Below are 20,528 nucleotides of genomic sequence, written 5' to 3'. Positions count from 1 at the left end.
GACGGGGAAGGCGATGCGGCCCCACAAACCGTTCGGGCAATAAAAAAGCCCGCTGCTTGAGCGGGCTGAATCCATGTTTGGAGACATGGAGGAGACAGACGTAAATTTAAGGGAAAACCCGGACCTTTGCAAGCCCTCGTTGCATCCGCACAACGTGCCGCCGCGCAGACCGCTGTGTGGCGGCGCGCGGCACGGCCTCATTCACATGCCGCCGGCCCGCGCATGCGCCGCCAACCCGCCGAACCGCTCTTGCGCGACCGGCAGCGCGTATTTGCTGCGCATTTCCGTCTCGATCCATGCACACGCCTCGCGCGCGCAGTCGGTCAATGCGTGCCGCGTCGCATGTCCGTCGATGTCGTAGACGAAACGCACGCCGACCTCGTCATCGTCAACCTGTCGTTCGAGCTGATTGAGCTGCAGTCGCGGCCCGTGCTGTTGCGACAGCGCGCGCAATTCGTCGAAGTGATATTCGAGCCAGTCCGCGAAGAACAGCGCGTCGCTGTGGCTGGGCAGCCGGAAAGCCGCGCTGCGCGACGGGCGCGCCGCGAATTCGCCAGCCGCCGCATGCGGTTCGCGGTCCGAGGCGACCGGCGCGAGCGGGTGCCGAATCTGCCGGTACGGCTCGCGATCGCGCAAGGCGTGCCACAGCAATTCGTCGCCGGCAGCGCCGGACGGCTGCATCGTCAGGTCGTGCCGGCCATCGCCGGTCGCGGCGATCTCGCGGATCACGAGGCGCAGCGAGCATAGCGGCTCGTCCGCGACCAGCAGGGTTGCCGGGCGCGGCAGCCCGCACACGAGCGGCGCGGCGCCGGCCGCACGAAACACGAGCCCGCGGCGGTCGAGCCGCACGAGCGGCAAGGGCCTGGGAAACGCTGGATAGGCGACCGCGATGCGGGCGCCACTGGCGCTCGTCAGGCCGGGCATCATCGCGCGAAAGACCTGGGACTGGTCCACGTTGGTTCTCCTTCGTTACGATACCGCCCGGACGGAAACGTGCGTTCCGGCTCAGGCGGCGATAGCTTGCCGGGCAGCCTGCCCCGGCTCGATTCCTAGCGCAGCAAACGTTTGCGAGTCGATGTCGATCCAGCATGCGACCACCAGGCGTCCGTCGACCTGCTTCGGTGGGCCTGCGCGGTGCGCGTGTATGCCGATCCGGCGGAACAGCCGCTCCATGCTCGCGAACGTCACGCCGATCAACTGCCGTGCGCCGAGCTGCGCCGCGCACTCGACGACGGCCGCGAGCATCGGGCGCACGGCCCATTCGGCGTTGCCGGGCCCGCCTTCGTCGTCGGTCGCCGCGAATCGGGACAGTTCCCAGACGGCGGCCGATTGCGGCAGCGGCATGTCCTCGGCGACCAGGTCGGCGAACAGCGACTTCAGCAGATACGGGCGCGTCGTCGGCAGCAGGCGCGCGCAGCCGCACATGTCGCCGTCGGCGTTTCGTGCGAACACGTAGACGGTATCGTCGCGATCGAACTGGTCACGCTCGAAACTTTCGTTCGCCGACGGGAGCGCCCAACCCAGCTGTTCGACGAACACGCGGCGCCGATAGCGCCCTAGATCCGCCGCGAGTTCGTGTGGCAACCGCCCTTCCTCGTGAACGAAGGTCTGCATGGATGTCCTCGGATCTGTGCTTTTGTATGCACGCATTACAGCGCGCGGCACGAGGAGCCTGTAACTGGTAACTCTTACAGGGTCACGGCGTAAAGACGCCATTTGCGCGGTGGTAACGGTTTCTTGATCGACGGGATTGAAAACCGGGCCGCTTTTGCTTATAAAGAGCGCCAGTCTTGCAAAATTGTCAGAGGAATGCGCAGCCGGTTGTCACTGGAGCGTGGGACCGGCATGATAGGCGTCGTTGTGCCCGAGGAGGGCCGACGCGACCGCGGCAGGCCAGTCGATGGCGGCGAGCCGCGCGGCGAGTGCGGCGGCGGTGCGGAACATGCCGATGTCGGCGCCCTTGGCGTCGATGGCCATCACGTTGCTGCGGACGTCGCCGCCCGCGATGATGAACGTGCCCGTCGTGCGTTCGAGGTACCAGTCCCAGCCGACCGTCACGTAGGCGACGCCGGCACCCGCCGCGCGATGCCATTCGGTATAGCCGGCGAGGCGGGCGTCGATCGCGTTGTCGCGCAGTTCGGCCAGCAGCGAGGGGTCGAGGCCGCTCGCGACATGGTCGAGCACAAGTGTGGCCAGTGCGCCTTCTGACAGGCGTACGTAGCCGTCCGGGGACGGGCCGGGGACAGGGTGCAGCAAGGGTGAAGTCATGCGCGGAATGTATCAGCCTCAAACGGGTGCTGGAACCTGACAAGTATGACAGCGTGACGTTGTCGGAGAAAGAATGGAACTGCGCTGGCAGGATGCCTACCAACAATTCAGCGCCGCGGAAGACGAGCAGCAACTCTTCCAGCGGATCGCCGCCTATTCCAGGCGGCTGGGATTCGAATATTGCTGTTACGGCATTCGCGTACCGCTGCCCGTTTCGAAGCCGGCGGTCGCCATCTTCAATACCTATCCGGACGGCTGGATGGCGCACTATCAGGCGCAGAACTATATCGAGATCGACTCGACGGTTCGCGACGGCGCGTTCAGCACCAACATGATCGTCTGGCCGGACGTCGACAACATCGACCCATGTCCGCTGTGGCGGGACGCGCGCGACTTCGGGTTGTCGGTGGGCGTCGCGCAATCGAGCTGGGCGGCGCGCGGCTCGTTCGGCCTGTTGAGCATCGCCCGTCATGCCGACCCGCTGACGCCGGCCGAGATCAACATGCTGACGCTGCAGACGAACTGGCTCGCGAACCTGTCGCATTCGCTGATGAGCCGCTTCATGGTGCCGAAGCTGTCGCCCGCGGCGGGCGTCACGCTGACCGCGCGCGAGCGCGAGGTGCTGTGCTGGACGGCCGAGGGCAAGACCGCTTGCGAAATCGGCCAGATCCTCAGCATCTCGGAGCGGACGGTCAACTTCCACGTGAACAACATCCTCGAGAAGCTCGGCGCGACCAACAAGGTCCAGGCGGTCGTCAAGGCGATTTCGGCCGGCCTCATCGAAGCACCTTGACGCGACGTCGCGCGACGGCGGCGCCGGATGCGGCGGCCGCCGCGCCGCGGCTCATTCCATCAGCGGCTCCGCTTCCTTCGCGGTCCAGCTCACGCTGGAAATGCTTTTCTCCATGCTCATCCGGCTCGCGATCTGCTCGAGCTTCTGCTGATCCTTCGGATGCAGCTTCAGCGTCGCGGTCACCTTCAGCCGGTCGGGCTGCTCGGGCACGTCCTCGCTCGTGAGGCTCTGGAACGACAGCGGCTTCGCATACATCGAATTCGACAGCAGCGTGCGGATGTGCACTTCGTCGGCGGCGAGGCAGATCACGGTGATCTGGTATTCGCGCACGAGATCGGCATTCGACACGGGCGTCGCGTTGATGGCCTGGCTGACGCCGCGCAGCACCGTATTGGTGAGCAGCACGACGCCCGTGCCGGCGAGCGCGGGCACGTAGTGGCCGGAGCCGGCCAGCACGCCGACGGCGGCCGAGCACCACAGCGTCGCGGCGGTATTGATGCCCTGGATCGAGCCCTTGTCGCGCATGATCACGCCGCCGCCGAGAAAGCCGACGCCCGACACGACGTACGCGGCGATCTGCGTGACGCCCGCGACGCCGTTGCCGGTCAGCACGCCGAGCGTGACGAACAGGCACGCGCCGCTCGCGACGAGCGTGATGGTGCGCAGGCCGGCCGTGCGCTGGCGCATCTGCCGCTCGAGGCCGATGGCGACGCCGCAGGCGAACGCGGTGAAAAGACGGAGTGCGAAATCGAAAGTCATGGTTGTCCTGCCGTGCAAGAAGCGCATGCCGGCGCGCGTCGCCTCGGCGCAAGGCCGAACGCGGCGCGGCGATAGCCGTCATCGCGCGGTACTGTACCGCGCGAATGCGTCATTCAATGTGAAACGGATGGCGTGCTGCTCGCGGAACGCGAGCCGGGCAGGAGAACTGCGGCGGACAGGCGTTCAGGCGGCAAGCGGCGCACGCAACGGAGTGCTGCAACTGTCCACGATGGTTCCTGAAGGAAGAATGGGCGGCATTCTAGTGGGCGGCGCGCGCCTGCGTCAACCGCCTTGCGGCCAGCGCTACTGCGCCGCGCCGATCGTCCCCGTCGCGAGCGCGAGCGCGGCGGCGGCCGACAACGCGCCGGCATAGCTGTCCACTTCCGCGTTCCGCGCGGCAAGCAACTGGCTTTGCGCGATCGTCGCATCGGTGACCGAGCCGACGCCGTTCCGGTACGCGGTCAGCGCCGCGTCGTAGCTGGTTTGCGCGGCATTGACGAGCGCCTTCACGGCGTCGTGCGACGCCAGGCTCGTCTGCACCGCGTTCTGCGCGGCGACCACCTGCCGCACGGCTTCCTCCTTGGTCCGCGTGAGGCGCGCGGATGCGCTTTCCGCGTCGTTGCGCGCCTGCATCAGCACGGCCGAGCGCAGGCCGCCGTCGTACAGCGGAATCGTCACGCCGACGAACACGCCGCCGCCGTAGCGGCTGCCGTTCAGGTTGACGGTCGGCGCCTGGTCGCCGATCGCGGGCAGCGCGGAGAGGGACGTGCCGCCGCTCGCATATGACGTCGACGCGGACAGGAAGATCTTCGGCATGAACGCGGCTTCCGCTGCCTTGATCTTCGCGCGATTGGCCTTCTCGACCGCGCCGCGCGTGAGGTTGTTCGCTTCCGCGATGCGCACGAAAAATTGACGTCGACGAGAACGAAGCGCATGGACCTGGCGGCGGGACGATGCCCATTGTCGCGTCAAGCCGCACGGCGCTGCACCGCCGGCCGCGACCCGTCGTCGCGGCCGGGATCTGTGTACCATCGTGCGTAGGGTGCGACGCGCGGCACCGGCCATCACGGCCCGTGCCGTGCGCGTCGCGGAAGCGGTCGTGCAACGAAGGTGAACGTTCCATGCGAAGTTTCTTTGTCCGGTTCATTGCAATCGGCGTGCTGTTCCATCTGTACGTCGGGATGCGGATCATTCCCGATGCGTTCGCGTCGCCGCTCGCACGCACGATCGCGGCGCTCGTGCTCGCGAGTTTCGTCGTCTTGATTCCGGTCGGCATGTTCTCGCGTCGCTTCGACGAAGGTTGGGCCGCGACGCTGGTCGGCTGGGCCGGCGCGCTCGCGATGGGTTTCTTCTCGTCGCTGCTGGTGCTCACGTTCCTGCGCGAAATCGTGCTGCTCGGCGTGTTCGCGTGGCGGCATCTCGGGCATGACGGCGCATGGAGCCGCGCGGCGCCCGACACGGCGCTCGGCGTGCTGGTGGCCGCGGTGCTCGCGACCGTGATCGGGTTCGTCGGCGCGCGCCGCACCGCCGCGGTCAAGCGCGTGTCGATTCCGGTCGCCGGGCTGCCGGCCGCGCTCGACGGGCTGACGATCGTGCAACTGTCCGACATCCACGTCGGGCCGACGATCAAGCGGCCCTACATCGAACGGATCGTGCGCGCGGTCAATGCGCTCGACGCCGACCTGGTGGTCGTGACGGGCGACGTGGTGGACGGTTCGGTCAAGCGCCTGCGCGAACATACCGCGCCGCTCGGGCAGATGCGCTCGCGGCACGGCACCTTCCTCGTGACGGGCAACCACGAGTACTACGCCGGTGCGCATGCATGGATCGACGAGTTTCGTCGTATCGGGCTGACGGTGCTGCTCAACGAGCACGTGCTGATCGAGCGCGGCGGCGCGCGGGCGGTGCTCGCGGGCGTGACCGATTTCACGGCGGGCGGCTTCGATCCCGCGCATCGCAGCGATCCTGAGCAGGCGCTGGCCGGTGCGCCGCGCGACGTCGGCACGAAGATCCTGCTCGCGCACCAGCCGCGCAGCGCGGCAGCGGCGAACCGCGCGGGCTTCACCGTGCAGTTGTCGGGGCACACGCATGGCGGCCAGTTCCTGCCGTGGCCGCCGTTCGTGCGGTTGCAGCAGCCGGTGATCGGCGGGCTGAACCGCTTCGGCGACATGTGGCTGTATACGAGCCGAGGCACCGGCTATTGGGGGCCGCCGAACCGTTTCGGCGTGCCGTCCGAGATCACGCTGATTCGGCTGACGCGCGGCTAGTCGATGGGTCGGGGGGCGGCCGTCGCGCGACACGAACGCGCATCGCGGTGCACGGCGGCTTCCTTTCGGCCGTTCGGCGGCGAATGACAGCGCATGGCGGCGCGCGGCGCCGTTGGCTAGTATGCAGACATGTCTCGTTCACGCCGTTCCTCGCCCGTTCCTGCCGACATGTCGACGCCCGATCTCTTCGCTGATACGCCCGCGCCCGACGTGGACTGGTACCCGGACTGGCTGGCACCCCCCGACGCCGATCGCGCGCTGGCCGCGCTGATCGGCGAGGTCGCATGGCGGCAGGACACGATCCGCACGCCGCGCGGACGCATTCCGTTGCCGCGGCTCACAGCGTGGCAGGGCGAACCGGATGCCGTGTACGTGTACTCGGGCATCCGCAACGTGCCGGAGCCCTGGACGCCGGCCGTGCTCGGGCTGAAGCAGGCGGTCGAGGCGACCTGCGGCGTGCGTTTCAACAGCGTGCTGCTCAATCGCTATCGCAACGGGCTGGACAGCCTCGGCTGGCACGCGGACAACGAACCCGAACTCGGCGACGCGCCGGTGATCGCGTCGGTGAGCCTCGGCGCGATGCGCGTGTTCGATCTTCGCCATCGCGCGACCGGCGTCACGCATGCGTATCGGCTCGTGCACGGCAGCCTGCTCGTGATGCGCGGACGCACGCAGGCCGAATGGCAGCACCGCGTGCCGAAGGCGCCGGGCGTGCCGGGCGAACGCGTGAACCTGACCTTCCGGCGCGTATCCATGGCGGCCGGGTAGGTCGCGTCCCATTTCTTCGATCCGTGAAAGGCGGATGCAAGCAACCGGTCGCGCGTGCGGCACGTTGCCGCACGAACGCGATGCCGGAGGCGTGACCGGGCGCCGAGGCGCGTCCCATATAGGTTTCAGATAAATTCGATCGACCGGCCGGTTTCGATAGGTGAGTGAAACCTCTGATGGTGCGTCGCAACATTCCTTGAATAAACTGTCGAATGACAGAAGTGCGCCGGCTATCGGCGCGACCCTTTCGACATGTCTCCGTGCGTGGCCGACGCAGCGCGCAACGGGGCAGGAGCAAAACGCGTGACCGTACTCGACCCTTCCTTCGCACCCTCGCTGCACGTCTTCGAGCAAGACGGCGGATGGCAATGGGCGCTGACGGTGAAGCGGGCGACCGGCGTCGGCGTGAAAGTCGTGGCGTTCAGCCGCGAAGGTTTTCGCGGCGAAGCCGAGGCATACGCCGCCGGCCAGCTTGCCCGCGCCGAATATGACGCCGCCGTGACGGCCTGACGCCGTCGCGGCGATTCCGCCCGAGGATCGTCTTCCTCTGTGCCGCCCGTTGCGGGGCGGTGCTTTCCCGATTGTCTTTCATTTTTCGCTGTTCGCTGGTGGCGAGAGGCGGTCTGCCAGGGTCGGGCGGGCATGTCGGCCAATCCGGCATCGCCGAGCGGCAAAAACACGCGCAGGCGTTGATGTTCGGGGTGGCGAACATCGACGAATACGTGTCCGGCGGCGTTTGCTATGACGCCGCGGCGTACGTCCGGTATCTGCTGCGCCCGGCGCGCTACTCGATACGATTGGCCAGTTGTGGAAGACGCGCTTCAACTTCGAGACCGGCAATCAATGGGACGAGCGCGCGAGCATTCCGGCGGGCACCGCGGTGGGCTTCGCGCGCGGCGCGGATGTCTTTCACGCCGCGATCGCCGTCGGCGGCACCCGAATCCGCGGGATCAACGGCGGCTTGCTGGGTGCCGGATGGCTGCGTCCGGTCGATCTGACGCGGGTACTGCAGCCGGATCCGGCCGGCAGCTTGCATACGACCGCACGACCATTCGCGTTTATCTGTCGCGCCTGTAGGCAATCCGGGCGGCGAATCCCACGCTCCGTCCATCGTCGCCCGACCGCGTGCCGCGCACCAGCGCCGCGCGCGGCCGCCGTCCGGCGATTTCCGCATGGCGTCGCGCCGTCCAACGCTGCTATCCTCTCGACCTTGAATGACGCGTCATGGCGGCGTGGCGGCGCATCCTGCATCGCGGCGCCGCGTGCCGGTGCGAGCCTGTCCGCGCACTGAGGTAGCATGACTGAATATCCACGACGATCGACGACCTGTTTCGTGACTGACTTCCTTCCGTCCATGTCCACATGGTCAAGACAACGATGAGCGGTACACCCGATCCGGCGACGCCCGGCGACGACGAGTCGTCGGGCGGCGCTTCGTCCTATCTGGTGCCGGGGCTCGAACGCGGGCTGCGGATTCTCGCCGAATTCTCCGCGCGCGAGCCCGTGCTCGGCGCGCCCGAGTTGTCGAAGCGCATCGGCATTCCGCGCACGACCACGTTCCGCCTGCTGCAGACGCTCGAGGCGCTCGGTTTCCTCGAACGCGTGAACGGCGACCGCTATTTCCGGCTCGGCGTCGGCGTATTGCGGCTCGGCTTCGAATACCTGAATTCGCTCGAACTGACCGATCTCGGCACGCCCGTGCTCGAACGGCTGCGCGATTCGACCGGCCTGTCGACGCACCTGCTGATCCGCGACCAGCGCGACGTGGTGTTCGTCGCGAAGGCGCAAAGCAATGCGTCGATGTTCGGTTCGGTGAAGGTGCACGTCGGCACGCGGCTGCCGGCGCACGCGACCGTGCATGGCCACGTGCTGATGGGCGACCTGACGCGCGATGCGCTGCGGCAGCTCTATCCGGAGAAGAAACTCGAACAGTTCACCGAGCGCACGCCCGGCACCGTCGACGAACTGTACGAACGTGTGCGTCATTACGCACGGCTCGGCTACGCGGTCAGCGAGGCGGCGTTCGAGAGCGGCATTTCGGCCGTGACCGCGCCGGTGCGCGATCATTCGGGCTCGATCGTCGCGGCGATCACCGCGACGGTGCCGCGCTCGGAGATCGGCGACGCCGGCGAGAAGGAGCGGCTCGTCGAAGCCGTGTGCGGCGCGGCGGTCGACCTGTCGCAACGGCTGAACTATCGTCCGCTCGAAAGCGACCCGACGTTCGCGCATGCGCGCCACAAGGTCGCGATGTTCTGACTCTGACGCATGCGCGTCGTATCCGCCGCGGCGCGCGGCATTGCAAACGAAGAGAGCGACCCGCGGGCCGCTCTTGTCGTTTTCGGGCGCCGAAACCCGGCGCCTCAACGCGCTCAGAACGAGTGATGAATCCCGGTCAGCACGATCACCTGATTCGCGGTGCTCGACACGCCGGCCGTGAAGAACGCGGCCTTTGCGCCGCCCGAGCCGTGTTCGTAAAGCACGTTCGCATACAACTGCGTGCGTTTCGACAACGCGTAGATGTCGCCGAGCTCGACCTGGGTCCAGCGGCGGCCGGCCAGCGTCGTGGTCGCCGCACCGCCCGCGATCGTGTTGAACGCGCTGCTGCGGTAGTTCACGCCCGCGTCGTAGCTCTGGAACGTGTCCGAAAACCCGTTCGACTGCATTTTCACGCGCGTGTAGAGACCGTGCACGAGGAAGTCGCCGATCTGGTACGACGCGCCCGCGCCGATGTTCTCGACCTTGTTCGCGAGGTAGCCGTTCGCGGTGTTCTGCCCCTGGAACGACGCGATGCCGGTCTGGCCGATCAGGATCGAGCGGTCGTGCTCGTTCGAGTAGACGGCCGACGCCTTGAACGGCCCGTTCGCATAGTTCAGCGCGACGCCGACCGATTTGCCGGTCGAGAAGTTCGTCGTGTTGCCGAGCGCGAGCATGGCCGCGGCCGAGAAACCCGCGAACGTCGGTGAGCGGTACTTGACCGAATTGTTGTACGGCACGTTACCGGTCGCGGCGAGCCCGTCGATGTTGCCCGGATGGAACGCGTACCAGCTCAGCGCAAGGTACGCGGTGCTGAGCGGATCGAGATAGTCGAACGACAGCGGCGTCTGGCGGCCCAGCGTCAGCGTGCCGTAGTGCTCCGAGCCGAGGCCGACGAACGCCGCCCGGTTCCAGATCGTGTTCGCGGTCGCGAACTGGCCGTTGTTCGTATAAAAGCCGTTTTCCAGCTGAAAGATCGCCGACAGCCCGCCGCCGAGATCTTCCTTTCCCTTCAGGCCCCACCGGTCGGGCTGCGTATTGCCCTGGATCATTGCCCACTTCGCGTGGCCGCCGACGTTGTTCACGTACGCGACACCCGCGTCCATGCTGCCGTACAGCGTCACGCTGCTTTGCGCCCACGCGCCCGACGCGGCGCCCATTCCGATGACTGCCGCTGCTACCGCATGCTTGACCATTTCGTCTCCTGACTCTCCAACCTGATGAATACGTGTTGTGACGGCCTGCGCGGGGACGGCCGGCCGTCGCGCATGTTCATTGCCGAGTGGGTGTTCGTATGTTCCATATAAGGAACAATGTGCCTTTTATGGAATGGAGTATAGGGGCGTCGCGCGTCGGATCAAAAATAATTTTTTCGGGACGGATGGGCGCCGTAGGGATGCCCGGTCATCACGCGGAACGTCTCGAAAAAGCCGATAAGCACCCGTTTTCAAACAAAAAATCACATTCGAGCGGTGAGGTCGTGGTGTTCGCCGCCCTGACGGTCGGTGTTTTCCCTAGGACATGAAGCTTTTTGTTTTACTCGTGGAAGGTCGCTCCTATAATCACCATCCATAAACTGTTGTTCCTGATATGGAACAAATCGGAACAAACCGAGAGTCGATCAGAAGGAAGGGTGCGAGATGTCAGAGCAATGGATTTGCGCCGGTCACGCCGGTGCGCTGTCGGAAGACACGCCGATCGAGTTCAAGCGGACCGACGGCGTGGAAATCGGGATCTACCGCGTCGGCGACGACGTGTATGCGCTCGAGAACGTGTGCCCGCATGCGTACGCGCTGCTGACGCAAGGGTTCGTCGACGAAGGCACGGTGGAATGCCCGCTGCACGAGGCCGTGTTCGACATCAAGACGGGCGAATGCCTGAAGGGCCCGGGCGGGCGTGCGCTGAAGCAGTACGCGGTGCGCCTCGCCGGTGAAGAAATCCAGATCAAGGTGGAGTGACATGAAAGAAGCGACCGTCAATTTCAATCCCTTCCTGAAGCCGTGGGTGGCGCCGCAGCCGAACAACGTCGCCGGCAAGGGGCAGATCGAGATTCCCGGCCAGGTCGAGAACCAGGTCTGGCAGAACCGCAAGGCCGAACCGACGCAGTACGAGAACGACCTCGGCGATGCGCTCGAGCGCGTGTTCGAAGCAGGGGCGACCGAGCTGCACGACGTCGTCGCGGGCCTGAATCGCATCGGCTTCCGCGCGCCGGACGGCACGGTTTGGACGCCTGAGCGTTTCCGCGCCGCAATGGCCTCGCTGGCGGAATGAACGCACCGACCGCGCCGCGCGCCTGAGCGCCGACCCGACGACAACCGCATCCGGAGCACACTGATGACGTCCCCCGACCAACACGAAACCCGACACGACCCGGTCCGCGACTATCTCGACCGTGGCATCAAGAACTACTGGTATCCCGTCGCGCCGAGCTGGCAGGTGTCGAACGCGCCCGTCGGCCTCACGCGCCTGTCCGAGCAGATCGTGCTGTGGCGCGATCACGAAGGAAAGGTCCACGCGCTGGAAGATCGCTGCCCGCACCGCGGCGCGCGACTGTCGCTCGGCTGGAACCTCGGCGGCAACATCGCGTGCTGGTATCACGGCATCGAAGTCGACGGCGGCGGCACGGTCAACCGCGTGCCGGCCGTGTCGAACTGTCCGCTCGAAGGCACGAAGTGCGTGAAGTCGTATCCGGTCGAAGAGAAGGCCGGCGCGATCTTCCTGTGGTTCGGCGACGAAGCGCACGGCAAGCCGGCGCCGCTGAACCTGCCGGAAGAACTGGTCGCAGACGAGTACGCGCACTTCCTGTGCGTGTCGAACTGGAAGTGCAATTACCAGTACGCGATCGACAACGTGATGGACCCGATGCACGGCGCGTATCTCCACGCGACGTCGCACTCGATGGCCGAAGGCGACAAGCAGGCCGACATGCGCGTGCGCAAGACGGACACGGGCCTGATGTTCGAGAAGATCGGCCAGCGCGACGTGAACTTCGACTGGGTCGAACTCGGCGAAACCGGCTGCCTGTGGATGCGCCTCGCGATTCCCTATAAGCAGAAGTTCGGCCCCGGCGGCAACTTCGGGATCATCGGCTTCGCGACGCCGGTCGACGGCGACCACTGTCAGGTCTACTTCTGGCGTACCCGCAAGGTCGGCGGCTGGCAGCGCGACGTGTGGCGCTTCATGTACCGCAACCGCCTCGAAGGCCTGCACTGGGACGTGCTCGAGCAGGATCGCTACGTCCTCGAAAGCCTCGCGCCGCACGCGCGCGATCACGAATATCTGTACCAGCACGACGTCGGCATCACGCGCGTGCGCCGGATGCTGCGCCAGCGTGCGCAGGAGCATCTGTCCGCGCTCGACGCGCATCGCGCGGCCCACGCCGCTTCGGAGCCCGCGAATGGCTGAGCTCGCTCCGGTCGTGGCGCTGCCCGGTCGCCGCGTGCTCGTCACGGGCGGCGCGCGCGGGCTCGGCGCCGCATTCGTGAAGGCGCTGGTCGAAGCGGGCGCGCAGGTCGCATTCGGCGACGTGCTGATCGAAGAGGGCCGCGCTTTGGCCGCGCAGCTCGCGCAAGCCGGCCACACCGTGCATTGCTTCGCGCTCGATCTCGCCGATCCGGCCAGCATCGACGCATTCGTCGCGCAGGGCGCGGCGGCGCTCGGCGGCATCGACGCGCTGATCAACAACGCGGCGATCACGAACTCGGGCGGCAAGCTGTCGACGGAGCTCGACGTGTCGACGTGGGACGCGGTGATGAACGTGAACGTGCGCGGCGTGTGGCTCGTCAGCAATGCGGCGCTGCCGCACCTCGCGCAATCGGGGCGCGGCGCGATCGTGAACCTCGCATCGGACACCGCGCTGTGGGGCGCGCCGAAGCTGCTCGCCTACGTCGCGAGCAAGGGCGCGGTGATCGCGATGACGCATGCGCAGGCACGCGAGTTCGGCGCGCATGGCGTGACGGTCAACGCGATCGCGCCGGGGCTCACCGAAGTCGAGGCAACGGCCTACGTGCCGGCCGAACGCCACGCGTTCTACCTGCAGGGCCGTGCGCTTGCCCGCGCGCAGGTGCCCGACGACGTGACGGGCCCCGTGCTGTTCCTGCTGTCGGACGGCGCGCGCTTCGTGACGGGTCAACTGCTGCCGGTGAACGGCGGCTTCGTAATGAACTGATTTGAAGTTTTCACTCGGAATGAAGGAGAGGACGATGGCGGACGCCGATCTCGAACGCAAGTCGTGGGACCAGCCGGAAGGCGCAAGCTTCAACGACTGGATGGAAGGGCGCGTCGCGCGCTACGCGACGCGGCGCTACGACTGGGACGCACTGAAGTTCCAGGCCGACTACGACCCGAAGTACCGCCGCGCACAGATGCGCTATGTCGGCACGGGCGGCACGGGCGTCGCGAAGGACGTCAACACGGTGCCGGCCGGCAACTTCACGTTCTCGACGATGGTGATCCCCGCCGGCAACATCGGCCCGAGCCATATCCACATCGACGTCGAGGAAATCTTCTTCGTGCTGCGCGGCAAGATGAAGGTGATCTGCGAGCGCGACGGCGAGACGTGGGAAGCGATCCTCGGCGAGCGCGACCTGATCTCGGTGCCGCCGGGCGTGTATCGGACGGAAATCAACATCGGCGAGGAAGATGCGCTGATGTGCGTGATGCTCGGGTCGTCGAAGCCGATCACGCCGACGTATCCGCCCGATTCGCCGCTCGCGAAGATCAAGCGTTGAGACGGAGCCGGTGAAGCAATGCGTGTCATCGACAAACGCGAACCTGAACGCGACCGCACCGCGGCGTTCGCCGCGCTGCTCGGGCAATTTCCCGAGCAGCGTTGCGAAGCCGGCGCGGCGGGCACGATCGGCTACCGCGCGGCCGGCGTGCAGCGTGCGGGCCGCGCGCTGCCCGTCGTGCTGCTGCACGGGATCGGCTCGGGCGCCGCATCGTGGGTGAGCCAGCTCGACACGCTGGGTGCATCGCGCCGCGTGCTCGCGTGGGATGCGCCCGGTTACGGCGTGTCGACGCCCGTGCACGGCGGGTCGCCGGCCGCCGCCGATTACGCGGCGTCGCTGAACGCGTGGCTCGAGGCACTCGGCATCGAACGCTGCGTGCTGGTCGGGCATTCGCTCGGCGCGATCATCGCGGGCGGGTTGGCGCGTGTGATGCCCGCGCGGATCGCCGGCCTGCTGCTGATCTCGCCCGCGGGCGGCTACGGCAGCGCACCGGCCGACACCCGCGAGTCGCGCCGCGACGCGCGGCTCGCGATGCTCGCGGAACTTGGCCCGGCCGGGCTCGCCGAGCAGCGCAGCGGCAACATGTTGTCCGGTTTCGCGAACGAGGAGGCGCGTGCGTGGGTGCGCTGGAACATGGCGCGCGTCGTGCCGGCCGGCTATGCGCAGGCCACGCACCTGCTCGCGAACGCCGATCTCGCGGCCGATCTCGCCGGTTTCCGCGGTTGCACGGCGGTGGCGGTCGGTGCGTACGACGCGATCACGCCGCCTGCCGCATGCGAGCGGATCGCCGCGGCCGCGCAGGTGGAGCTGCAGGTGATTCCGCAGGCCGGTCACGCGGGCTATGTGGAGCAACCGGCGGTTTATTCGTCGCTGATCGACGGCTTCTGCCGTCAATGCGATCGTCAACGGGGCCTGAAATGAACGACCGTCACGCTTACGTTTGTTCGCTGCGCCCAGAGGGGACGCATGTCTCCCTTCGGGCGGCCCGGCCGGAGGCATCATGAGCGAACCGTTACAACGACAGGACGCGGACAACGCGAAGGCCGAAGCCGGCTACGTGGTGCCGGGCCTCGAACGCGGGCTGCGCATCCTCGCCGAATTCTCGCCGCGCGAGCCCGTGCTCGGCGCGCCCGAATTGTCGAAACGGCTCGGCATTCCGCGCACGACGGTGTTCCGTCTGCTGCAGACGCTCGAATCGCTCGGCTTTCTCGAACGTGCGGACAAGGATCGCAACTACAAGCTCGGCATCGCCGTGCTGCGGCTCGGCTTCGAATATCTGAGCTCGCTTGAATTGACCGACCTCGGGCTGCCGGTGATCGAGAGCCTGCGCGATGCGACCGGCTTCACGACGCATATCGTGATCCGCGACGGCCGCGACGTGGTGTTCGTCGCGAAGGCGCAGAGCCAGTCGCCGGTGTTCAGCTCGATCCGCGTGAACGTCGGCACGCGGCTGCCCGCGCATGCGACGACGCACGGCCATGTACTGATGGGCGACCTGTCGCTGAAAGCGCTGCACGCGCTGTATCCGGAAGGCGCGCTGAACCGGATGACGAGCGCGACGCCGGAGACGGTCGACGCGCTGTACGAAGTGATCCGCGAGGATGCGCAGCGCGGCTACGGTGTCAGCAATTCGTCGTTCGAGCGGGGCATCTCGGTCGTCACGGCGCCGGTGCGCAACGAGACGCAGAAGATCGTCGCGTGCATCACGGTGACGGTGCCGCGTCCGGAGATCGACGCGGCGCTGATCGCGGACGGCCTGATCGACAAGGTGCAGCGCGCGGCCGCGGAATTGTCGCGACGGCTCAATTACCGCTCGGATGACGAGCACACGTTTTTGAAGGCTTTAGGACTCCGATGATCCAGATCGATCTGACCGGGCAAGTGGCGGTGGTGACGGGCGGTTCGTCCGGCATCGGCCTCGCGACGGCCGAACGGTTCCTGCAGGCCGGCGCATCGGTCGCGATCTGCGGCCGCGACAGCGACCGCCTCGCACGCGCCGAAGCGATGCTTCGCGACAAGCACGCAGGCGCACACCTGTTGACCGCATGCTGCGACGTGCTCGACGAAGCGGACGTGACCGCATTCGCGCAAGCGGTGTCCGCGCGTTTCGGCCGCGCCGACATGCTGATCAACAACGCCGGCCAGGGCCGCGTGTCGACTTTCGCCGACACGACCGACGACGCATGGCGCGAGGAACTCGAATTGAAGTACTTCAGCATCATCCGCCCGACGCGCGCATTCGTGCCGCTGCTGCGCGATGCGCCCGCGCCGACGATCACCTGCGTGAACTCGCTGCTCGCGCTGCAGCCCGAGCCGCACATGGTCGCGACGTCGTCGGCGCGGGCCGGCGTGCTGAGCCTCGTGAAGTCGCTCGCGACCGAACTGGCGCCGCAGCGCATCCGCGTGAACTCGATCCTGATCGGCATCGTCGAGTCAGGGCAATGGCGCCGCCGCTACGACACGCAGGCGCAGCCCGGTGAAAGCTGGGAGGCGTGGACGGGCGCGCTCGCCCGCAAGAAGAACATTCCGCTGAATCGCTTCGGCAAGCCCGACGAGGCGGCCTGGGCGCTTTTTTATCTCGCAACGCATCTGTCGTCCTACACGACGGGCAGCCATATCGACGTTTCTGGAGGCTTTGCACGCCATGTCTGAAAAAACCACGGTCGGCGAGCTGATTGCCGCCTTTCTCGAGCAGTGCGGCGTGAAGACCGCATTCGGTGTCATCTCGATCCACAACATGCCGATCCTCGACGCGATCAACTCGCGCGGCAACATCCGGTATGTCGGTGCACGCGGCGAAGCCGGTGCATTGAACATGGCCGACGGGCTGGCCCGCGTGTCGGGCGGCCTCGGCGTCGCGTTCACGAGCACGGGCACGGCGGCGGGCAATGCAGCCGGCGCGATGGTCGAGGCGCTGACGGCCGGCACCGCGCTACTGCACATCACCGGGCAGATCGAGACGCCGTACCTCGACCAGGATCTCGCGTACATCCACGAAGCGCCCGACCAATTGTCGATGCTCGACTCGATCTCGAAGGCCGCGTTCCGCGTGCGCACGGTCGAAACCGTGCTGACGACGATCCGCGAAGCCGTGCGCATCGCGCAGACCGCGCCGACGGGCCCCGTCTCCGTCGAGATTCCGATCGACATCCAGGCGGCCGAAATCGAATGGCCGGAAGACCTCGCGCCCGCCCACGTCGCGGTGCGCGAGCACGACAGCGCCCGCGTCGCGAAGCTCGCCGACGCACTCGCGGCCACGCGCCGCCCGCTGCTGTGGCTCGGCGGCGGCGCGCGCCATGCACGCGACGAAGTCGAACGCCTCGTGAAGCTCGGCTTCGGCGTCGTGACGAGCGTGCAGGGCCGCGGCGTGCTGCCGGAAGATCACCCGGCGACGCTCGGCGCGTTCAACGTGCATGCGTCGGTCGAAGCGTTCTACAAGACCTGCGACGCGCTCGTCGTGGTCGGCTCGCGCCTGCGCGGCAACGAGACGCTGAAATACAAGCTCGCGCTGCCGCAGCCGCTGTTCCGCATCGATGCCGATGCGCTCGCCGACAACCGCGGCTATCGCAACGCGCTGTTCGTGCATGGCGATTCGAAGCGCGTGCTGGCCGAGCTGGCCGACCGCCTCGAAGGCCGCCTGTCGGTCGATCCGCAATTCGCGGCCGATCTCGCGGCGGCCCGGGAGGACGCGGTGGCCGACGTGGCGAAGGGCCTCGGGCCGTACAGGAAGCTCGTCGACACGCTGCAGAGCGCCGTCGGCCGCGATTACAACTGGGTGCGCGACGTGACGATCTCGAACAGCACGTGGGGCAACCGCCTGCTGAAGCTTTTCGAGCCGCGCGCGGGCGTGCATGCGCTCGGCGGCGGCATCGGCCAGGGCATCCAGATGGGCATCGGCGCGGCGCTGGCCGGTTCGGCGGCGAAGACGGTCTGCCTCGTCGGCGACGGCGGCCTGATGGTCAACGTCGGCGAACTCGTCACGGCCGTGCAGGAAAACGCGAACGTGATGATCGTGCTGATGAACGACCAGTGCTACGGCGTGATCCGCAACATCCAGGATGCGCACTACGGCGGCCGCCGCTGCTTCGTGCAACTGCACCAGCCCGATTTCGCGCAGTTCTGCGCGAGCTTCGGCCTCACGCACTACCGGATCACGTCGCTCGACCAGGCCGAAGCGATCGTGCGCGAAGGGATCGCGAAGGAAGGGCCGGTGATGGTCGAGGTCGACATGCTGTCGGTCGGCTCGTTCGCGTCCGCCTTCGCGGGCCCGCCGGTGAAGAAGGAAGCGCCGACGGAGCGCCAGTATGCATAACGGGCACAAGCGGGCACCCGTCGACGTCGCGATGATCGGCTTCGGCGCGATCGGCGCGGCCGTGTACCGCGCGGTCGAGCACGATGCGTCGCTGCACGTCGCGCACGTGATCGTGCCGGCGCATCAGCGCGACGCGGTGCAGCGCGAGCTCGGCAGTGCGGTGGAGGTCGTGTCGTCGGTCGACGCGCTGGCTCGCCGCCCCGAGTTCGCGCTCGAATGCGCGGGCCACGGCGCGCTCGTCGATCACGTCGTGCCGCTGTTGAAGGCCGGCACCGATTGTGCGGTCGCGTCGATCGGCGCGCTGTCCGATCTCGCGCTGCTCGACGTGCTGTCGCAGGCCGCCGACGAAGGCGGCGCCACCGTGACGCTGCTGTCCGGCGCGATCGGCGGCATCGATGCGCTGGCGTCCGCGCAGCAGGGCGGGCTCGACGAGGTGCTATACGTGGGCCGCAAGCCGCCGCTCGGCTGGCTCGGCACGCCGGCCGAGGAACTGTGCGACCTGCGCGCGATGACCGCGGAAAAGGTGATCTTCGAAGGCACCGCGCGCGACGCCGCGCGGCTGTATCCGAAGAACGCGAACGTCGCGGCGACGGTCGCGCTCGCGGGCCTCGGCCTCGATGCGACGCACGTGCGCCTGATCGCCGATCCGGCCGTCGAGCGCAACGTGCACCGCATCACCGCGCGCGGCGCATTCGGCGAGATGTCGCTGGAAATGAGCGGCAAGCCGCTGCCCGACAACCCGAAGACATCCGCGCTGACGGCGTACAGCGCGATCCGTGCGTTGCGCAACCGCGCGGCCTGCTGCGTGATCTGACCGGACCATCGAGCGTCCGCCCGCGCCACGGCGCGGGCGGACGTGCAGAGACAGATTTGTGGGACTTGTGACATGACTCCTTTCGATACGAGCCTCGTGCCCGACGGCAACATCCTGATCGGCGGCGCGTGGCGGCGCGGCCGTGGCGCGCCTCACGCGAGCCACTATCCGGCCGACCAGTCGCTGAACATGGAAGTGTCGACGGCGAACGCGGAAGACGCGGCCGACGCCGTGGTGGCCGCCGACGCCGCATGGCGACGCGCCGACTGGGCCGGGCTCAAGCCGCATCAGCGCGCGCAGGTGCTGTACCGGATCGCCGACCTGATCATGCAGCGCCACGAGGCGCTCGCGAACCTGCAGCGCCGCGACAACGGCAAGCCGATCGCCGAGACGCGCGTGCTGGTGGCCAGCGCGGCGAACACGTTTCGCTATTTCGCGGCCTGCCTGGAAACGCTCGACGAAGAACTGACGCCGTCGCGCGGCGATTACCTGACGATGAGCGTGTACGAGCCGATCGGCGTGATCGTGGCGATCACGCCGTGGAATTCGCCGATCGCGTCCGATGCACAGAAACTCGCGCCGGCGCTGGCCGGCGGCAACGCGGTGGTGCTCAAGCCGGCCGAAGTCACGCCGCTCGTGTCGCTCGCGCTGGCGCGCCTTTGCGAGGAAGCCGGCGTGCCGAAGGGCGTGCTGAGCGTGCTGCCGGGCAAGGGCTCGGTGATCGGCGACGTGCTGGTGCGTCATCCGCGGGTGAAGAAGGTGTCGTTTACCGGCGGCACCGAAGTGGGCCGCGGCATCGCGCGCATCGCCGCCGAGAAGCTGATGCCGGTGTCGCTCGAACTCGGCGGCAAGTCGCCGACGATCGTGTTCGACGACGCCGACCTCGATCACGCGGTCAACGGTGTGCTGTACGGGATCTTCAGCTCGTCAGGCGAAGCATGCATCGCCGGTTCGCGGCTGTTCGTGCAGCGCGCGGTGTACGACGCCTTCATGCAGCGGCTGGTGGCCGGCGCACGCAAGCTGCGCGTGGGCGACCCAATGCGACCCGACACGCAGATGGGCCCGCTGATCACCGCCAAGCATCGCGAATCGGTCGAACGCTACGTCGCACTCGGGCTGGAAGAAGGCGGCCGCCTGCTGTGCGGCGGCGAGCGGCCGTCGGGCGACGGGCGCGAGAACGGCTTCTTCTATCAGCCGACGATTCTCGAAGGCTTGCAGAACAGCGCACGCATCTGCCAGGAGGAAATCTTCGGGCCGGTGCTGGTCGCGATGCCGTTCGATGACGAAGCATCGCTGATCGCGCAGGCGAACGACAGCGTGTTCGGCCTCGCGGCCGGCATCTGGACGCGCGACTACAAGCGTGCATGGCGCATCGCACGGGCACTGGAGACGGGCACCGTCTGGATCAACACGTACAAGCTGTTCTCGATCTCCACGCCGTTCTCGGGCTGGAAGGAGAGCGGGATGGGCCGCGAGAAAGGGCGTCTGGGCATCCGCGAATACATGCAGCAGAAGAGTCTCTACTGGGGCTTGAACGACGCGCCGCTGCCGTGGGCGAACTGAG

General features: G+C 67.3%; 22 protein-coding genes and 1 pseudogene. 17 read left to right on the top strand and 6 right to left on the bottom strand.

Annotated elements, in window-relative coordinates; translation table 11 throughout:
* Nucleotides 1-201 precede the first annotated feature (201 nt).
* From CFB89_RS24505 to CFB89_RS24495, 3 genes are all read right to left on the bottom strand, one after another.
* Nucleotides 202-954 carry a hypothetical protein gene (locus CFB89_RS24505; protein ID WP_179233525.1) on the bottom strand — a complete coding sequence of 251 codons (753 nt, stop codon included), beginning with the start codon at nt 952-954 and terminating at the stop codon, nt 202-204.
* 51 nt (nt 955-1,005) lie between these two features.
* A complete protein-coding gene (locus CFB89_RS24500) occupies nt 1,006-1,614 on the bottom strand; it encodes an acyl-homoserine-lactone synthase (RefSeq protein ID WP_089470121.1) in 609 nt (202 codons plus the stop codon).
* A gap of 210 nt (nt 1,615-1,824) precedes the next feature.
* Nucleotides 1,825-2,268 carry a DUF4902 domain-containing protein gene (locus tag CFB89_RS24495; protein ID WP_089470120.1) on the bottom strand — a complete coding sequence of 148 codons (444 nt, stop codon included), beginning with the start codon at nt 2,266-2,268 and terminating at the stop codon, nt 1,825-1,827.
* 73 nt (nt 2,269-2,341) lie between these two features.
* Between CFB89_RS24495 and CFB89_RS24490 the strand changes: the two genes are divergently transcribed.
* The gene (locus CFB89_RS24490; RefSeq protein WP_089470119.1) at nt 2,342-3,061 is read left to right on the top strand and encodes an autoinducer binding domain-containing protein; all 720 of its coding nucleotides are present in this window, start codon (nt 2,342-2,344) and stop codon (nt 3,059-3,061) included.
* A 51-nt stretch (nt 3,062-3,112) separates the two neighbouring features.
* On the opposite strand, the gene CFB89_RS24485 is transcribed toward CFB89_RS24490, so the two are convergent.
* Nucleotides 3,113-3,820 carry an MgtC/SapB family protein gene (locus CFB89_RS24485; protein ID WP_089470118.1) on the bottom strand — a complete coding sequence of 236 codons (708 nt, stop codon included), beginning with the start codon at nt 3,818-3,820 and terminating at the stop codon, nt 3,113-3,115.
* 303 nt (nt 3,821-4,123) lie between these two features.
* Nucleotides 4,124-4,687: pseudogene (locus tag CFB89_RS24475) on the bottom strand (TolC family protein); the annotation flags it as partial.
* Between the two features lie 254 nt (nt 4,688-4,941).
* Here CFB89_RS24475 and CFB89_RS24470 point away from each other — a divergent pair.
* The 5 genes from CFB89_RS24470 to CFB89_RS24450 all read left to right on the top strand — a co-directional run bounded on the left by CFB89_RS24470 (nt 4,942) and on the right by CFB89_RS24450 (nt 9,111).
* Nucleotides 4,942-6,087 (top strand): metallophosphoesterase, encoded by a 1,146-nt coding sequence (locus CFB89_RS24470; protein WP_089470117.1) that lies wholly within the window; start codon nt 4,942-4,944, stop codon nt 6,085-6,087.
* Between the two features lie 168 nt (nt 6,088-6,255).
* Nucleotides 6,256-6,855 (top strand): alpha-ketoglutarate-dependent dioxygenase AlkB, encoded by a 600-nt coding sequence (locus CFB89_RS24465; RefSeq protein WP_179233524.1) that lies wholly within the window; start codon nt 6,256-6,258, stop codon nt 6,853-6,855.
* Nucleotides 6,856-7,158: 303 nt separating this feature from the next.
* Nucleotides 7,159-7,365 (top strand): hypothetical protein, encoded by a 207-nt coding sequence (locus CFB89_RS24460; protein WP_034204546.1) that lies wholly within the window; start codon nt 7,159-7,161, stop codon nt 7,363-7,365.
* A 295-nt stretch (nt 7,366-7,660) separates the two neighbouring features.
* Complete coding sequence (locus CFB89_RS35490; RefSeq protein WP_256979753.1) at nt 7,661-8,146, top strand: hypothetical protein; 486 nt, start codon at nt 7,661-7,663, stop codon at nt 8,144-8,146.
* Between the two features lie 71 nt (nt 8,147-8,217).
* Entirely contained in the window at nt 8,218-9,111 is an 894-nt protein-coding gene (locus CFB89_RS24450; protein ID WP_373559872.1) for an IclR family transcriptional regulator, read from the top strand.
* A gap of 113 nt (nt 9,112-9,224) precedes the next feature.
* Here CFB89_RS24450 and CFB89_RS24445 read toward each other — a convergent pair whose 3' ends face one another.
* Nucleotides 9,225-10,304, bottom strand: coding sequence for a porin (locus CFB89_RS24445; RefSeq protein WP_089470115.1), 1,080 nt, complete (start codon nt 10,302-10,304; stop codon nt 9,225-9,227).
* 444 nt (nt 10,305-10,748) lie between these two features.
* Here CFB89_RS24445 and CFB89_RS24440 point away from each other — a divergent pair, with 444 nt between their 5' ends.
* The 11 genes from CFB89_RS24440 (at nt 10,749) to CFB89_RS24390 (ending at nt 20,527) form a co-directional block, all read left to right on the top strand.
* A complete protein-coding gene (locus CFB89_RS24440; protein WP_006489883.1) occupies nt 10,749-11,066 on the top strand; it encodes a non-heme iron oxygenase ferredoxin subunit in 318 nt (105 codons plus the stop codon).
* Nucleotide 11,067: 1 nt separating this feature from the next.
* The gene (locus CFB89_RS24435) at nt 11,068-11,379 is read left to right on the top strand and encodes a recombinase-like helix-turn-helix domain-containing protein (RefSeq protein WP_089470114.1); all 312 of its coding nucleotides are present in this window, start codon (nt 11,068-11,070) and stop codon (nt 11,377-11,379) included.
* Between the two features lie 63 nt (nt 11,380-11,442).
* Complete coding sequence (locus CFB89_RS24430; RefSeq protein WP_089470113.1) at nt 11,443-12,513, top strand: aromatic ring-hydroxylating dioxygenase subunit alpha; 1,071 nt, start codon at nt 11,443-11,445, stop codon at nt 12,511-12,513.
* Nucleotides 12,506-13,276: an SDR family oxidoreductase gene (locus CFB89_RS24425; protein WP_089470112.1), complete on the top strand. Its 771-nt coding sequence runs from the start codon at nt 12,506-12,508 to the stop codon at nt 13,274-13,276. Before CFB89_RS24430 ends, CFB89_RS24425 begins: the two co-directional genes overlap by 8 nt.
* Nucleotides 13,277-13,310: 34 nt before the next feature.
* Complete coding sequence (locus CFB89_RS24420) at nt 13,311-13,838, top strand: cupin domain-containing protein (RefSeq protein ID WP_006489904.1); 528 nt, start codon at nt 13,311-13,313, stop codon at nt 13,836-13,838.
* 18 nt (nt 13,839-13,856) lie between these two features.
* Complete coding sequence (locus tag CFB89_RS24415) at nt 13,857-14,759, top strand: alpha/beta fold hydrolase (RefSeq protein WP_089470111.1); 903 nt, start codon at nt 13,857-13,859, stop codon at nt 14,757-14,759.
* Nucleotides 14,760-14,838: 79 nt separating this feature from the next.
* The gene (locus CFB89_RS24410; RefSeq protein WP_089470110.1) at nt 14,839-15,696 is read left to right on the top strand and encodes an IclR family transcriptional regulator; all 858 of its coding nucleotides are present in this window, start codon (nt 14,839-14,841) and stop codon (nt 15,694-15,696) included.
* Nucleotides 15,693-16,490 carry an SDR family oxidoreductase gene (locus tag CFB89_RS24405; RefSeq protein WP_089470109.1) on the top strand — a complete coding sequence of 266 codons (798 nt, stop codon included), beginning with the start codon at nt 15,693-15,695 and terminating at the stop codon, nt 16,488-16,490. Before CFB89_RS24410 ends, CFB89_RS24405 begins: the two co-directional genes overlap by 4 nt.
* Complete coding sequence (locus CFB89_RS24400) at nt 16,483-18,150, top strand: thiamine pyrophosphate-binding protein (RefSeq protein WP_089470108.1); 1,668 nt, start codon at nt 16,483-16,485, stop codon at nt 18,148-18,150. Before CFB89_RS24405 ends, CFB89_RS24400 begins: the two co-directional genes overlap by 8 nt.
* Complete coding sequence (locus tag CFB89_RS24395; RefSeq protein ID WP_089470107.1) at nt 18,143-18,964, top strand: aspartate dehydrogenase; 822 nt, start codon at nt 18,143-18,145, stop codon at nt 18,962-18,964. Before CFB89_RS24400 ends, CFB89_RS24395 begins: the two co-directional genes overlap by 8 nt.
* A 72-nt stretch (nt 18,965-19,036) precedes the next feature.
* Nucleotides 19,037-20,527 (top strand): aldehyde dehydrogenase, encoded by a 1,491-nt coding sequence (locus tag CFB89_RS24390; protein ID WP_089470106.1) that lies wholly within the window; start codon nt 19,037-19,039, stop codon nt 20,525-20,527.
* The last annotated feature ends 1 nt before the right edge of the window (nt 20,528 follow it).

The organism is Burkholderia sp. AU16741 (assembly GCF_002223345.1).
GTDB lineage: Bacteria > Pseudomonadota > Gammaproteobacteria > Burkholderiales > Burkholderiaceae > Burkholderia > Burkholderia sola.
Note: the sequence above shows the minus strand (reverse complement) of the source record. Positions and strands in the feature narration are given on the sequence as shown.

Coding starts and splice junctions, on each gene's coding strand:
- CFB89_RS24500 (WP_089470121.1), bottom strand. CDS start 1,614: ATGCAGACCTTCGTTCACGAGGAAGGGCGGTTGCCACACGAACTCGCG.
- CFB89_RS24495 (WP_089470120.1), bottom strand. CDS start 2,268: ATGACTTCACCCTTGCTGCACCCTGTCCCCGGCCCGTCCCCGGACGGC.
- CFB89_RS24490 (WP_089470119.1), top strand. CDS start 2,342: ATGGAACTGCGCTGGCAGGATGCCTACCAACAATTCAGCGCCGCGGAA.
- CFB89_RS24485 (WP_089470118.1), bottom strand. CDS start 3,820: ATGACTTTCGATTTCGCACTCCGTCTTTTCACCGCGTTCGCCTGCGGC.
- CFB89_RS24470 (WP_089470117.1), top strand. CDS start 4,942: ATGCGAAGTTTCTTTGTCCGGTTCATTGCAATCGGCGTGCTGTTCCAT.
- CFB89_RS24465 (WP_179233524.1), top strand. CDS start 6,256: ATGTCGACGCCCGATCTCTTCGCTGATACGCCCGCGCCCGACGTGGAC.
- CFB89_RS24450 (WP_373559872.1), top strand. CDS start 8,218: ATGGTCAAGACAACGATGAGCGGTACACCCGATCCGGCGACGCCCGGC.
- CFB89_RS24445 (WP_089470115.1), bottom strand. CDS start 10,304: ATGGTCAAGCATGCGGTAGCAGCGGCAGTCATCGGAATGGGCGCCGCG.
- CFB89_RS24440 (WP_006489883.1), top strand. CDS start 10,749: ATGTCAGAGCAATGGATTTGCGCCGGTCACGCCGGTGCGCTGTCGGAA.
- CFB89_RS24435 (WP_089470114.1), top strand. CDS start 11,068: ATGAAAGAAGCGACCGTCAATTTCAATCCCTTCCTGAAGCCGTGGGTG.
- CFB89_RS24430 (WP_089470113.1), top strand. CDS start 11,443: ATGACGTCCCCCGACCAACACGAAACCCGACACGACCCGGTCCGCGAC.
- CFB89_RS24425 (WP_089470112.1), top strand. CDS start 12,506: ATGGCTGAGCTCGCTCCGGTCGTGGCGCTGCCCGGTCGCCGCGTGCTC.
- CFB89_RS24420 (WP_006489904.1), top strand. CDS start 13,311: ATGGCGGACGCCGATCTCGAACGCAAGTCGTGGGACCAGCCGGAAGGC.
- CFB89_RS24415 (WP_089470111.1), top strand. CDS start 13,857: ATGCGTGTCATCGACAAACGCGAACCTGAACGCGACCGCACCGCGGCG.
- CFB89_RS24410 (WP_089470110.1), top strand. CDS start 14,839: ATGAGCGAACCGTTACAACGACAGGACGCGGACAACGCGAAGGCCGAA.
- CFB89_RS24405 (WP_089470109.1), top strand. CDS start 15,693: ATGATCCAGATCGATCTGACCGGGCAAGTGGCGGTGGTGACGGGCGGT.
- CFB89_RS24400 (WP_089470108.1), top strand. CDS start 16,483: ATGTCTGAAAAAACCACGGTCGGCGAGCTGATTGCCGCCTTTCTCGAG.
- CFB89_RS24395 (WP_089470107.1), top strand. CDS start 18,143: ATGCATAACGGGCACAAGCGGGCACCCGTCGACGTCGCGATGATCGGC.
- CFB89_RS24390 (WP_089470106.1), top strand. CDS start 19,037: ATGACTCCTTTCGATACGAGCCTCGTGCCCGACGGCAACATCCTGATC.